Source organism: Chloroflexota bacterium, from assembly GCA_016219275.1.
Lineage (GTDB): Bacteria > Chloroflexota > Anaerolineae > UBA4142 > UBA4142 > JACRBM01.
In genome coordinates this window covers 1-12,908 of the sequence record JACRBM010000052.1, presented here as the reverse complement: position 1 = coordinate 12,908, position 12,908 = coordinate 1, and the positions used below count along the sequence as shown (strand labels likewise).

14 protein-coding genes, 1 tRNA gene and 1 other RNA gene are annotated in these 12,908 nt (G+C 54.1%); all 16 read left to right on the top strand.

The features are described 5' to 3' along the window. Positions 1 to 42: 42 nt before the first annotated feature. Entirely contained in the window at positions 43 to 1,044 is a 1,002-nt protein-coding gene (gene nuoH, locus HY868_13150; protein MBI5303075.1) for an NADH-quinone oxidoreductase subunit NuoH, read from the top strand. 40 nt (positions 1,045 to 1,084) lie between these two features. Beyond that, a complete protein-coding gene (locus tag HY868_13145; protein ID MBI5303074.1) occupies positions 1,085 to 1,567 on the top strand; it encodes a DinB family protein in 483 nt (160 codons plus the stop codon). After that, positions 1,568 to 2,077: an NADH-quinone oxidoreductase subunit J gene (locus tag HY868_13140; GenBank protein ID MBI5303073.1), complete on the top strand. Its 510-nt coding sequence runs from the start codon at positions 1,568 to 1,570 to the stop codon at positions 2,075 to 2,077. Between the two features lie 101 nt (positions 2,078 to 2,178). Next, the gene (nuoK, locus tag HY868_13135; protein ID MBI5303072.1) at positions 2,179 to 2,478 is read left to right on the top strand and encodes an NADH-quinone oxidoreductase subunit NuoK; all 300 of its coding nucleotides are present in this window, start codon (positions 2,179 to 2,181) and stop codon (positions 2,476 to 2,478) included. Positions 2,479 to 2,485: 7 nt separating this feature from the next. After that, on the top strand, positions 2,486 to 3,115 hold the full coding sequence (locus tag HY868_13130; GenBank protein ID MBI5303071.1) for a hypothetical protein: 630 nt from the start codon (positions 2,486 to 2,488) through the stop codon (positions 3,113 to 3,115). Positions 3,116 to 3,157: 42 nt separating this feature from the next. Then, positions 3,158 to 3,751 (top strand): hypothetical protein, encoded by a 594-nt coding sequence (locus HY868_13125; GenBank protein ID MBI5303070.1) that lies wholly within the window; start codon positions 3,158 to 3,160, stop codon positions 3,749 to 3,751. Between the two features lie 3 nt (positions 3,752 to 3,754). After that, positions 3,755 to 4,003, top strand: coding sequence for a hypothetical protein (locus tag HY868_13120; GenBank protein ID MBI5303069.1), 249 nt, complete (start codon positions 3,755 to 3,757; stop codon positions 4,001 to 4,003). A gap of 96 nt (positions 4,004 to 4,099) precedes the next feature. After that, positions 4,100 to 4,336 (top strand): hypothetical protein, encoded by a 237-nt coding sequence (locus HY868_13115; GenBank protein MBI5303068.1) that lies wholly within the window; start codon positions 4,100 to 4,102, stop codon positions 4,334 to 4,336. Next, positions 4,272 to 4,715: a nucleotidyltransferase gene (locus tag HY868_13110; protein MBI5303067.1), complete on the top strand. Its 444-nt coding sequence runs from the start codon at positions 4,272 to 4,274 to the stop codon at positions 4,713 to 4,715. Before HY868_13115 ends, HY868_13110 begins: the two co-directional genes overlap by 65 nt. A gap of 268 nt (positions 4,716 to 4,983) precedes the next feature. Then, positions 4,984 to 6,093, top strand: coding sequence for a hypothetical protein (locus HY868_13105; GenBank protein ID MBI5303066.1), 1,110 nt, complete (start codon positions 4,984 to 4,986; stop codon positions 6,091 to 6,093). A gap of 86 nt (positions 6,094 to 6,179) precedes the next feature. After that, positions 6,180 to 8,108 (top strand): NADH-quinone oxidoreductase subunit L, encoded by a 1,929-nt coding sequence (gene nuoL, locus HY868_13100; protein ID MBI5303065.1) that lies wholly within the window; start codon positions 6,180 to 6,182, stop codon positions 8,106 to 8,108. Positions 8,109 to 8,511: 403 nt separating this feature from the next. Beyond that, positions 8,512 to 9,987 (top strand): NADH-quinone oxidoreductase subunit M, encoded by a 1,476-nt coding sequence (locus HY868_13095; protein ID MBI5303064.1) that lies wholly within the window; start codon positions 8,512 to 8,514, stop codon positions 9,985 to 9,987. Positions 9,988 to 10,081: 94 nt separating this feature from the next. Further along, positions 10,082 to 11,494 carry an NADH-quinone oxidoreductase subunit N gene (locus HY868_13090; GenBank protein MBI5303063.1) on the top strand — a complete coding sequence of 471 codons (1,413 nt, stop codon included), beginning with the start codon at positions 10,082 to 10,084 and terminating at the stop codon, positions 11,492 to 11,494. Between the two features lie 291 nt (positions 11,495 to 11,785). Continuing rightward, positions 11,786 to 11,858: transfer RNA gene (locus HY868_13085), tRNA-Lys, on the top strand. A 15-nt stretch (positions 11,859 to 11,873) separates the two neighbouring features. Beyond that, positions 11,874 to 12,341, top strand: an RNA gene (gene rnpB, locus HY868_13080) — RNase P RNA component class A. Positions 12,342 to 12,395: 54 nt separating this feature from the next. Beyond that, on the top strand, positions 12,396 to 12,725 hold the full coding sequence (locus HY868_13075; GenBank protein MBI5303062.1) for a hypothetical protein: 330 nt from the start codon (positions 12,396 to 12,398) through the stop codon (positions 12,723 to 12,725). Positions 12,726 to 12,908: the final 183 nt, after the last annotated feature.

Below are 12,908 nucleotides of genomic sequence, written 5' to 3'. Positions count from 1 at the left end.
GCGCAGGGGCGGGAGTATGAGGTTGTTGTGACGCTTGATCCACTGTTGATATTGATCATCGAGGCGCTCGTCAAATCGCTCGTCGTCATCATCGTATTGTTGACGCTGTTTGCGTACCTCACGTTGATGGAGCGGTACGTCGTCGCGCACATCCAATCGCGCGTGGGACCGAATCGCGTGGGGCGCATCGGACCGATCGCAGTTCTCCAACCGATTGCCGACGCGGTCAAGATGATTTTCAAAGAAGACTTTATTCCCGCGCAGGCGGACAAGGTTGTTTACATCATCGCGCCGGCGATTGCGGTCGGCACGGCGTTGCTCGCGTGGGCGGTCATTCCGCTCCATCCGCCGGCGGAAATTTTCGGATACAAGGTCGTTTTCCAAATCGCGGACGTGAACGTGGCGGTGTTGTACTTGCTCGCGATTGGCTCGCTGAGTGTGTACGGTGTCGTGCTCGGCGGCTGGGGCGCGAACAACAAATACTCCTTGCTCGGCGGATTGCGCTCGACCGCGCAGATGATCAGTTACGAAATCGCGCTCGGCTTGTCGCTGGTCGGCGTGTTGATGATTTCGCAAACGCTCAGTCTTTCGAAAATCGTCGAGCAACAAAATCCGTGGTGGTTCGTGTTCGTGCAACCGGTCGCGTTCGTGATCTATGTGATCTGCGCGTTCGCGGAAACGAATCGTTTGCCGTTCGATCTACCCGAAGCCGAGACTGAACTCGTCGCCGGGTACCAGACCGAGTACTCGTCGCTGAAATTCGCGCTGTTTTACATGGCAGAGTACATTCACATGCTCACCGTCAGCGCGATCGCTTCGACGATGTTTCTCGGCGGCTATCAAGGTCCGTTCGGCATTTTCCCTGGCGTGCATTGGTTGTTCATCAAGATCATGGCGTTCATCTTTTTGTTCATGTGGGTTCGTGGAACGTTGCCGCGTTTTCGCTACGATCAATTGATGCGCTTTGGTTGGAAGGTGTTGTTCCCGCTCGCGCTCGCCAACATCGCGGTGACGGCAATTGTGTTGGTGTTGATCGGCAAGTAACGCGAGTTTCAAACTTGCGCTACGAAAGGATTCAGTGACGATGCTGAAAGATCTCGACCCCCTTGTAAGCAAATTGAAAGAAGCCCACACGATCTTGGAGCGCACGCTTGCGCCGCTGACCGACGAGCAAGCCATCGCGATCACGGTGACGTCAGAGTGGTCGGTGAAGGACGCAGTCGCGCATCTCGCCGGCGCGAATCGCGGCATGTTTGGCATCGCGCAACGCGCAGCGCGCGGCGAAGATCCAAAATTGCCGGCAGGGTACGACAACGATACCTACAACGCGCGCCAAGTCGCCAAGCGCAAAGAGCAGACGCTCGCGCAGATTCGCGCGGAACTCGATGTGACGCTCAACGAGATGCTCGCGTTTTTGGAAACCGTAACGCAAGCGCAAATGGATTTGCAGGGCGAGCATCCGGTTTTCGGCGAAGTGAAATTGAAGGATTTGCTCGTCATCATTTACAGTCACGAAACGACGCATTGTAACGAAATCGCGAACGCAATTCATCAAGCGAAAAAATAAATGGATGCCATCGTCTTTTACCTGTTTGCCGCTCTCGCGGTTGTTGCCGCGCTCGGCGTGATTTCTCTGCGGAACCCGGTGCACAGCGCGCTCAGTCTCGCCGTCGTGTTCGTGTCGCTCGCGGCGCTGTACGTCTTGCTCAGCGCGCCGTTCATCGCCGCCGCGCAAGTGATGGTTTACGCCGGCGCGATTCTGATCCTGTTCGTGTTCGTGATCATGTTGCTCAGTCCGGGCTTGGATCAAGGCGCGGGCGCGCTCGAACGACAACCCGCGCTCGCCGGCGTGTTCGGTATTGCACTCGTCCTGCTATTGGTCGTCGCCGGCGCATCGGCGGTGTTGCCCACGACGCGCGGCACATTCACGCCCGAGTACCTCGCGCAGGTCGGCAATGTGGAAGCGATTGGGGCGGCGTTGTTCACCGATTTCATCTTGCCGTTCGAGTTGACATCGGTTTTATTGCTTGCGGCGATTGTCGGCGTCGTCGTGCTGGCGAAAAAATCTAGAAGTTAGAAATTGGAAATTGGAAATTGGAAATTAGACGCACGAGTCTCACTTCCAATTTCCAACCTCCAATCTCCAACTTCTAATTTCCAACCTCCAACCTCAAAAAAATGACAGTCAATCATTTCATCATTCTTAGCGCGATTTTGTTTTCGCTCGGCGCGGTCGGCGTGCTCGTGCGCCGCAATCCGCTCATCATGTTTATGAGTATCGAGTTGATGCTCAACGCGGCGAATCTCGCGTTCGTCGCGTTCTCGCGCTATTTGCAAAACCTCGACGGTCAGGTGTTCGTGTTTCTCGTCCTGACCGTTGCCGCCGCCGAAGTCGCGGTAGGGCTTGCGATCATCGTCGCGTTGTTCCGCTCGCGCGCCAACGTGGACGTCGACCAGGTCAACGAGCTAAAGGGCTAGCCGCGATTTGAGTACGATAAGCGCAGAGCCGCAAGCGACCGCCAAAGCGTTCCGGACTTTTTTGATGGGTCTGGATGATGTGATCGGCACGCACGGAACGGAAATGCTTTTGCGACGCAGCGGGCTGGCGCAGTACGTCGGCAACTATCCGCCGAGCACAGAAGAACGTAACGGGTACCTGCTCCGTTATTTCAGCCAGGTGTCCCAGGCATTGTTCGATATTTACGGTGCGCGCGGCGCGCGTGCGATCATGCAACGTGTGGGACGCGCGCAGGCGAGTCGCGGTTTGGAAGAAAGCGCGGCATTGGTCGTCGTCGCGCGCGCGGCGATGAAGCTGATGCCGCTCGCGCAACGTGTGACGATGGTGCTCGAACGCTCGGGGCGCGCGTTGCAAGATCAATTGGATGTCGTTGTACGCACGACGAAAGATCGCGATCAGTGGTACGTCCAAGTTGAGCATTGCCCATATTGTATCGGTTGGCAGAATAGCGCACCGGTTTGTTTCGCGATGATCGGTTTTCTGCATCGCGTCTTGCAACGCGCGACGGGCGGCACGGAAACCATCGAAGAAGTGGAATGTTGCGCGAAAGGCGCAGCAGCATGTAAATATCGCATTACGCTGAATCCTGAGGAGTAGAAGCGTTCTGAAAGGTTCGGGGTGCTCGCAGAAAAAGAACTAATGAACAAGGCATTTCGCGTCGTCCTTCTGGGCGTCGAGGACGTGGTGGGCAAGCAAGGTATGACGCCGTTGTTACGCTCGGCAAATCTCACGCAGTACATTGACAATTATCCAAATAGTGATACGGCACATGGCGGGCACGAACTCGCGTACATGGGACAGATCAATCGCGCGTTGTTCGATCTCTACGGCAAACGCGGCGCGCGCGCGATTTTGAATCGCGTCGGACGCGGGCGCGCGAAAAGCGCGATCGAGGAAAACGCGATGCTGGCGAACGCGACCAAGGTCGCGACCAAGTTCTTGTCGCTGAATCGCAAGGTCAAGTTGACGCTCGACACGGCGGCGAAGACGTACAGCGAGCAGTTGAGCACGACGATTCACGTGCGTGAAGAGGGCAACACGTTTTTCTGGGAAGACGCGACGTGCGGCAATTGCATGGGGATGCAGAGCGGAACGCCGGCGTGTTACACGACGGCTGGGTTCCTGCACGGTTTGCTCGCGTGGATTCTGGACTGCGAAGACTTCAAGGTCGAAGAGATTGCCTGCCACGCGATGGGCGATGCGGTGTGTCGGCATAAGGTGACGTTGGGTTAGAGGATGAAGAAAAAAAACAGAGCATCGAAGGACGATGAACTCTGTCCCGAATATGACGTGCGGGAATTGCTCAAAGGAAGTGTGCGCGGCAAATACGCGGCGCGCTATCGTGCGGGAACGAATCTCGTTTTGCTCGAACCGGACATTGCCAAAGCATTTCCTGATGAAAAAGCGGTCAACGACGCCCTGCGTCTAGTCATTCAATTGACCAAGGTCTCCAAGCCGAGCAAACATAGCGCGGCGAAAGCATAATCGGTTTTAGAGAGTGCAGAGTTCAAGATCGAAGAGATCGCTTGCCGCGCGATGGGCGATGCGGCATGCCGGCATAAGATTACGTTGTGTTAACGCATGAAGAAAAAAGTTAGAACACAAAAAGCAAAAACGAATCTTGAACGTACGATTGATAAACGCGCGTGGTCTGTTTTGTCCAACTTTGACGATTCCGACGACAAACGTTATTGGCATTCGCAAACTCCGCAAGCGCGCTTGCGCTATATGGAAGAATTACGGCGAATGAACTATGGCAATCTCGCTACCAAGCGACTTTCAAGAGTTCTTGAAGTTGCTGAACGCGAAAAAAGTTAAGTACCTTGTCATCGGTGGGTACGCGGTTGGTTATCACGGCTACCCGCGCGCGACCAAAGACTTGGATGTCTTTGTCGCCTCCGATCCAGAGAACGCCAAAAAATTGGTCGCGGTTTTGCGTAAATTTGGATTTGGTTCACCCGACCTTTCACCGGAACTGTTTCTGCAAGATAAAATTGTGCGGATGGGTGTTCCGCCGATACGACTCGAATTGACCACAAACATTTCCGGTGTAAGTTTCGATGAATGTTATGCAAGTCGTGTTGTTGCTGTGCTGGATGGCGTTCGCGTCAGTTTGATCAGCCTGCCCAAATTGAAACAGAACAAGAAGGCAAGTGGTCGGCACAAAGATTTGGATGATTTGGAGCATCTGCCGTAACCCGACTGGTCTGCGACGCCTGGGCATCGTGTTGGCAAGAAAAGACGAACGATGGATCAAGGACTTGCACAAATTTAGTGTTGTTGTTTGGTTCATCTGGCTGATTCCGTATTCCAGTCCGATGGTGTTGCGGATGGTGGCGAGAAAGTGACAGGGGTTACTGGGTGATGTTGTATAGCTAGGTGTGCATTGCAAATGCGATTGTATCATGTCGGATTTTTGCGCTATATTGCAATTAGTGTCCTGATTTCTGAAAGAGATATCGCATATGGTTCCAAAGTTAAGTAACGGCGATTGGCTTACTAGATTCCTCGATCAAATTCGATTGGGGCCTATAGGTGTTGTTTTGTCGTTGTCAATAATCAATGTCGTTATCAACATTTCAATAGCACTAAACCAAGACGCATGGTTTCCTAGCATGAAAAGCCAAGGTCTTGGATCTGAGCCTGGTGCTTGGTTCAACGATTTTCTCGTGATTCCAGTAGTAATTGGTTATTTCAGATGGATACAAACTGCGGGCGACTCCTTGTTTGGCGAACTAGTCACAGTACAAGTTTTTTCAAACCCAAACTTTACCAAATCTATTCTAAATAATTGTAAAACACGCTTCCAAGGAGTTTGGACAGTTATTACTTCGGTGTCTATCGCTGTAATATTTTGTGTATGGTTTGTGTTGACCTTCACAGTTTTTGCAAAAAATACATTTTCGAGCTGGGTTACTGTTAGTCCTACAATTGTTTGGATCCGCGTTCCCTTTCTTTTTGTTGCGGCTTATGCAATTACGATGTTTGTAATTGATCTCGCAATGATCATCTTGGTTTTGAATGCATTGTTTAGAAATCAAGAAATTGTTGTTCAACCGTTTAGCCCGGATGATGCTGGTGGACTCGGCTCGGTTGGGCAGTTCGTCGCAAAATTAGGGTATCTGATTGGGATGCTAGGTTTGGGACTTTCTGCTAATTTTGTCACGCAGAACGCTTTTCGATTAATCGGTATTAGCGATTACGTGGCGGTAATTGCTCTAATACTATACTTGGTGCTTTCTCCAATATTTTTCTTCCTGCCACTTTGGTCAGCACATGTGGCAATGGTAAAATATCGAAACAACTTACTTACAAATATTTCAAAAGAATATGTTCAGGTTTTCAATCAATTAATCAGTCTTCGTGCTGAGAATCCCGATCGATTGGAACCACATTTAAGGAAGATTAAACAGCTTGAAGAAACACAAAAGACGATAAATAAGTTTCCTATTTGGCCATTCAATGCTGATGCTCCCAGGCGTTTTTTTGCTCTTGTCATATCACCATTAATTCCTGCCGTGATTTCAGTCGCTATTGATTTGATCAAACGTATGAGTAGTACGATTTTTCCTTGAACAGGATTTTGATCGGTATAGGTTTCAATGCATAGTTTATCAAAGTGTAATAGAATTTCACAGTGACCACATAAGGAATCAACCACTTGATCAACTATCTCTGGCTCGTGCCCGCACTGCCACTCGCGGGCGCAACTATCAATGCAATCTTCAGTCGCAAACTGCCGCGCTGGCTTGTCAGCGTGATCGCGGTTGGCGCGGTTGGCGCGTCGTTCGTCGTCTCGCTCCTCGCGTTTTTCGCGATGCAAGCGCTGCCCGAACACGACCGCGTCATCAATGTGCCGGTCTATTCGTGGATTCCGGTCGGCGAGTTCAAGATTGATGTCGCGTTCCTGCTCGACCCGCTCTCCGCGCTGATGCTCCTCGTCGTCACCGGCGTCGGTTTTCTCATCCACGTCTACTCGATGGGCTACATGGAACACGATGAGAATTACGGACGATTCTTTACGTACCTGAATCTGTTCGTGTTCTCGATGTTGATGCTGGTTCTCGGTAGCAACTATTTGCTGATGTACGTCGGCTGGGAACTCGTCGGCTTGTGCTCGTTCCTGCTCATCTCGTTCTGGTTCACGAAACCGAGCGCGGCGGCGGCGGGCAAAAAAGCATTCGTCACCACGCGCATCGGCGATTTTGGTTTCGGGCTGGGTGTGTTGTTGATCTTTGTCACATTTGGAACGCTCAACTTTGCCGATGTTTTTTCGCTTGCCCCGCACCTCCCCAATTACCAATTACCAATCACCATCATTACCTTGCTCCTGTTCGCGGGCGCGGTCGGCAAGTCGGCGCAGTTGCCGCTGTACGTTTGGTTGCCGGACGCGATGGAAGGTCCTACGCCGGTCAGCGCGCTCATCCACGCGGCGACGATGGTCACCGCGGGTGTTTACATGGTCGCGCGGTCGAGCGCGTTGTTCGAACTCGCACCGATATCGTCCGAGATTGTGGCGTGGACGGGTGCGCTCACCGCGATCTTTGCGGCGACGATCGCGCTCGTACAGATGGACTTGAAACGCGTGCTCGCGTACTCGACGATTTCGCAACTCGGGTACATGTTCCTCGCGGTCGGCATCGGCGCGTACGGCGCGGGCGTGTTTCACTTGATGACGCACGCGTTCTTCAAAGCGTTGCTGTTCCTCGCGGCGGGCAGTGTGATGCACGCGATGAACAACGTGATTGATATGCGCCAACTCGGCGGCTTGTCGAAAAAGATGCCGTGGACGTACGCGACGTTTGGCGCGGGCGCGTTGGCGATTGCCGGTTTTCCATTGCTCTCCGGCTTTTTCAGCAAGGACGAAATTCTTGCGAGCGCGTTTGGCACGGGGCACATCGCATTGTGGGTGATCGGTCTAATCACAGCCGGACTTACCGCGTTCTACATTTTCCGCGCGTTCTTCCTGACATTCCGCACATCGGCGCGATGGAAGCCGGGTGGTAAACTCGAACACGGTCATGGCGCGCAAAGCGCGTGGCATGGTCCGCACGAATCGCCCGCGACAATGACCGCGCCGCTCGCGATTCTCGCGGCGCTTGCGGTGCTTGGCGGTTTTGTCGGCATGCCGAAAGTGATGGGCACGAATTTACTCGAAGGATATTTCGAGCCGGTGTTCGCGCCGCACGATTTGCATCTGTCCGTGTCAACCGAGTGGATGTTGATGGGCGCGTCGGTCGCAGTCGGCTTGATCGGCATCGCGACGGCGTACTGGTTCTACATCGTCAAGCCGGAAATTCCGGTCAATCTCGCGAAACAATTCGGCGGCGTTTACAATTTGCTGTGGAACAAGTACTGGGTGGATGAAATCTACAGCGCGATTTTTGTCGAGCCGGGTCGCCGGCTCGCGATGTTGTTGTGGCAATTTGTGGACGTACAAATCATTGACGGCTTTGCGAATGGGCTGGGTCGCGCGACTGCATCGTTGAGCCAGGTTCTGCGTGGCTGGCAAACCGGTTACGCGCGCGCATACGCGTTGCTGATGTTGATTGGTACGGTGATTGTGATCGGGTGGTTGATGTTGCGATAATTCGGTAGGGGCGAGGCATTGCCGCAATCAATTTCGATTGAAGAATCAACCTTGCCTATGGCAACCTGCCTATCCTTACAATCACCTTTGGGCAATGCCTCGCCCCTACCTCGCGGTGTCGAACGCGGTTCGTTGGGCGCGATGGTTGGCAATTTCAAATCGGTTGCCACGCGCCGAATCAATAAAATTCGGCATGTGCGCGGGCGTATCCATTTGACAACGCAATTATTACGAACACCTTATTCGCGATGAACTTGATTTGAATCGTATTCGCGAATACATCATCGCCAATCCATCCCAATGGGATTTGGATCGCGAAAATGAATCTCGTCATGACAAAAAAACGATTTGGCTGGCAGATGAACAAAACTGGTTCTCCAGACTGGTTACCGACTGATTGATTATGACATTCAACTATCTCTCCCTTCTCATCCTTCTTCCGCTCGTCGGCGCGTTGGTTTTGCTCTTCGTCCCGCGCGGCAATGAGCGCGCGGTTCGCTGGATCGCGCTCGTCACCACGCTCGTCACGTTCGCAGTAAGCGTCGCGTTATTCGCGTCCTTTCGCAGTATTTCGGACATGCAATTCGTCGAGCGCGCGGCGTGGATTCCGCAACTCGGAATTTCGTGGTACGTCGGCGTGGACGGGTTGAGCATCTTGCTCGTCGTGCTGACGACGTTCTTGATGGTCATCGCGGTCGGCGGCTCGTGGAACGGCATCACCGAACGCGTCAAAGAGTACCACGTTCTGTTCCTGATTCTCGAAGCCGCGATCATCGGCGTGTTCGTTGCGCTCGACCTGTTCCTGTTCTACGTGTTCTGGGAGATCACGCTCATCCCGATGGCGTTGCTCATTGGCATTTGGGGACACGGACGCCGCGTCTACGCCGCAATCAAATTTGTCTTGTTCACGATGTTCGGCTCGACGCTGATGCTCGTCGCGATCTTGGTGCTCGCGTTCGCACATCGCGATGCGACCGGCACGCTCACGTTCGCGCTCGACGCGATTCAGAAAACGCCGGTGCCGCTCGGCTTGCAACCCATTCTGTTTCTCGCGTTCGCGCTCGCATTCGCGATCAAGGTGCCGATGTGGCCCTTCCACACCTGGCTGCCCGACGCGCACGTCGAAGCGCCAACCGCGGGTAGCGTGATTCTTGCTGGCGTTTTGTTGAAGATGGGGACGTACGGATTTATCCGTTTCAACATGCCACTTTTCCCCGAAGCCGCGAAAAGTTTTGCGCCGTACATCATCGTGCTCGCGCTCATCGGCATTATTTACGGCGCGGTTGTGTCCATCGTGCAAAAAGACATCAAGTCCTTGGTCGCGTTTTCGAGCGTGTCGCACCTGGGTTTCGTGATGCTGGGTCTGTTCGCGCTGAACGCGCAAGGCATTAGCGGCGGTATTTTACAAATGGTCAATCACGGTCTTTCGACCGGCGCGCTGTTCTTGCTTGTCGGCATGTTGTACGAACGGCGGCACACGCGGCTCATCGCGGACTTTGGCGGTGTGGCGAAGGTGATGCCGATCTACGCCGCGTTCTTCCTCGTCGTCATGTTCTCGTCAGTCGGCTTGCCCGGCTTGAACGGATTCGTCGGCGAGTTTCTGATTCTCGTCGGCGCGTTCCAGGCGAACGTGTGGTACGCGACGTTCGCCGCGACCGGCGTCGTGCTCTCCGCGATCTATTTGCTGTGGATGTACCAACGCGCGATGAATGGTCCGATCACACACGACGAAAATAAATCGCTGCAAGATTTGTCGCCGCGCGAAATCGCGTTGCTTGCCGCGCTCGTCGTCTTTATCGTTTGGATCGGCATGTATCCCAAGACGTTCTTGGATCCGATGCAGGCAAGTGTCTCAAATTTGCTAGGAATGCTGAAATGATAGCGCAAGGGTGCAAGGGTGCAGAGGAGCAGGGGAGAATAATCGCCCCTGCTCCCCCGCACCTCTGCTTCTCTGCGAAACTCAAAGGTGATTTGTGTCGCTCACGATTCCCGAACTGAATTTTCGTATCATTGCGCCGGCGCTCGTCGTCGTCCTCACCGCGATTATTGTTTTGCTTGGCGAGCTGTTCACCGCGTCCGGGCAAAAACGTGTGCTCGGCTATTTGAGTTTGCTGGGGCTTGGCATCGCGGCGATTGTCGCGTGGGGATTGTGGGGCGCGAATACGAGCGCGTTCCGCAATATGGTCGTCGCGGACAACTTTGGCGTGTTCCTCACGCTGACGATTCTCATTGGCGCGGCGATTAGCATCTTGCTCGCGATGGATCAGTTCGCGCAGGGCGAGTACTATGCGCTCTTGCTCTTTTCGGTCAGCGGCATGATTTTGATGGCGACCGCGACTGACCTCATCGTTATTTTCCTTGCGCTCGAATTGTTGTCTCTGCCGCTCTACTTACTCGCCGCGTTCAAACGCGAAAACAAAAGTTCGCTTGAAGCCGGTCTCAAGTACTTTTTGCTCGGCGCGTTCTCGTCCGCGTTTTTCTTGTACGGCATCGCGATGGTGTTCGGCGCGACTGGCTCGACGAATCTCGCACAGATTGCCAAAAGTGGCGTCAGCGATTTGTTGTTGCTCGGCGCGGGATTGATCCTCGTCGGATTCGCGTTCAAGGTTGCGCTCGTGCCGTTCCACTGGTGGACGCCGGATGTGTACGAAGGCGCGCCGACGACCGTGACCGCGTTCATGAGCGTCGCGGTCAAAGCGGCGGCGTTCGGCGCGTTCTTTCGCGCGTTCCTCGTCGCGTTGCCCGCATTCGCCGCGGATTGGCGCACGGTGCTCGCGGTCATCGCGGTGCTGACGATGACGCTCGGCAATGTCGCGGCGTTGCTGCAATCGAACATCAAGCGAATGCTCGCGTACTCGAGCATCGCGCACGCCGGTTATATTTTGATCGCGCTCGTCGCGATGGGTGAAAGCGGCGCGTCGTCCGCGTTGTTCTACCTGCTTGCGTACACGGCGACGAACCTGGGTGCGTTCGGCGCGGTCATCGCGTTGAGCGACGGCGCACGCGAACGACTCAACGTGTCCGAATTTGCCGGCGCGGCGCGGTCGCATCCCTTCATCGCCGCGGCGATGGCGATGTTCATGTTGTCGCTCGCGGGCTTTCCGCCGTTCGGTGGTTTCGTCGGCAAGTTTTTGATTTTCGGCGCGGCGGTGCAAAATAATTATGCGTGGCTCGCGGTCGTCGGCGTGCTCAATAGTTTGATTTCGGCGTACTTTTATTTGCGCCCGGTCGTGCAGATGTACATGAGCGAGCCGGCGGAAGGGTGGGGTGCGGTGCGTGTTGCGCCGCTCGTGACGCTCGCGCTCGTCATCGCGCTCGCGCTCGTGATCGCGCTCGGAGTGTTCCCCTCGCCAGCCATTGCGCTTGCCGGTGGTTTGCTTCGATGATGATTGACGAACGCATTGACATTGATAGCGATATGTCAGCCGCGTTCAGAGCCGATAACAAGAGTTTTTGGCGAGACGTGGCGAATTCAATCATTTGGAAATTTTTCTGAAAAAACGCTTGACAAGCGCGGTTGACCTGTGGTAATATAGCGACGCATTCGAGTGGATATGAAACAACAAATGTTGAGCGAGTAAACTTTGAAATTTGTCTTCACCCATTGAGGCGTGAAGCACTTTGATTCACGCCTTTTTTCTTGCCCGACGGGTGTTAATATTTTGTAAGTATGAGGTGGGCCGGTAGCTCAATTGGCAGAGCAACAGCCTTTTAAGCTGTGGGTTCAGGGTTCGATTCCCTGCCGGCTCATTTTTTCTTGCTCGGCAAGCAAGCAGTCCGTCGCTCATTTACAAATGAGAGGAACTTCCCGACTCCCAGTTCGATCTTGATCGAACGAGATTGCCTCACGAAACAGCAAGTGAGGGCACACACCCCCACCCAACCTCTCCTGTCTTCGACAGGGAAGGAGCAAGCGAGGGCGCGTGACGACAACTGCAACAGCAAGTATTCCCGCCGCGCGTTCGCGTGCGGTAAGGGCTGAAACGGTGGGGTAAGAGCCTACCAGCGTCGTCGGAGACGGCGGCGGCTGGGTGAATGTCCAATCGGGAGCAAGGCGGGTGGGATTGGCTCGCTTAGCCCCGTCGTTTACGACGGGGACCGCAGTTGATTCCCGTCGCAGTGACGATGCCGACGCGCGGCAACACCGCGCAACGCAATCGTGACCGCGCGATTTTCGGATCGCGCGAGACAGATGACGGACCAAACAGAATCGGGGGTATGCTTGCTTGCCGCCGGATTTGAATTATCGCGAAAAGTTTTCGCACAAAAATAGAAAGGAAGGATTTTATGCGTGCCGAGATTTTGTTTCCGCATAAAAGTGTTGGAACGCTTTCGAGCGTTCGCAATGGCAAATGGCGCGAACTCGTCAAACGCGTCGCCATTTTGCCGGAGGATCATCCCGATAGTCTGGCGTTTTCGTTGATGATGATTCGTCAATGTGATTGCCTCGATTGCAACCCCGATCGCTACAAGGCGCTGATGGGTTGCGCGGCGTGCGCCAAGCGCACGGTTGGCTCGTACAAGGGCGCGGACGACGGATTGATCAAAGCGTTCCAAAAAGCGCGCGCCGAAGTAGACGGCTATCTCAAAGAGCGCTCGCTCGATCAAGCGGCATAAATCAAAACCTGGAAGGTCACAACCTCCCAGGTTTTTTATTTCACCGTATCTGTGAGTTTTCGTGAATGTTCGTTAAGACACTCCTGGGTTTGCAAAGTAGACGCGCGGTACTCTCCAGAACTGTGTCCGGCTTAATAAAAGCACATGTCCGCCCGCATCCTTTTGTGGGCGGAGCGAGGCTGT

Bases quoted from the DNA above. Each gene is read 5' to 3' on its own strand.
- HY868_13115 (MBI5303068.1), top strand. From the start codon at position 4,100: ATGAAGAAAAAAGTTAGAACACAAAAAGCAAAAACGAATCTTGAACGT.
- HY868_13125 (MBI5303070.1), top strand. From the start codon at position 3,158: ATGAACAAGGCATTTCGCGTCGTCCTTCTGGGCGTCGAGGACGTGGTG.
- HY868_13140 (MBI5303073.1), top strand. From the start codon at position 1,568: ATGGATGCCATCGTCTTTTACCTGTTTGCCGCTCTCGCGGTTGTTGCC.
- HY868_13120 (MBI5303069.1), top strand. From the start codon at position 3,755: ATGAAGAAAAAAAACAGAGCATCGAAGGACGATGAACTCTGTCCCGAA.
- nuoK (MBI5303072.1), top strand. From the start codon at position 2,179: ATGACAGTCAATCATTTCATCATTCTTAGCGCGATTTTGTTTTCGCTC.
- HY868_13110 (MBI5303067.1), top strand. From the start codon at position 4,272: ATGGCAATCTCGCTACCAAGCGACTTTCAAGAGTTCTTGAAGTTGCTG.
- HY868_13145 (MBI5303074.1), top strand. From the start codon at position 1,085: ATGCTGAAAGATCTCGACCCCCTTGTAAGCAAATTGAAAGAAGCCCAC.
- HY868_13105 (MBI5303066.1), top strand. From the start codon at position 4,984: ATGGTTCCAAAGTTAAGTAACGGCGATTGGCTTACTAGATTCCTCGAT.
- HY868_13075 (MBI5303062.1), top strand. From the start codon at position 12,396: ATGCGTGCCGAGATTTTGTTTCCGCATAAAAGTGTTGGAACGCTTTCG.
- HY868_13095 (MBI5303064.1), top strand. From the start codon at position 8,512: ATGACATTCAACTATCTCTCCCTTCTCATCCTTCTTCCGCTCGTCGGC.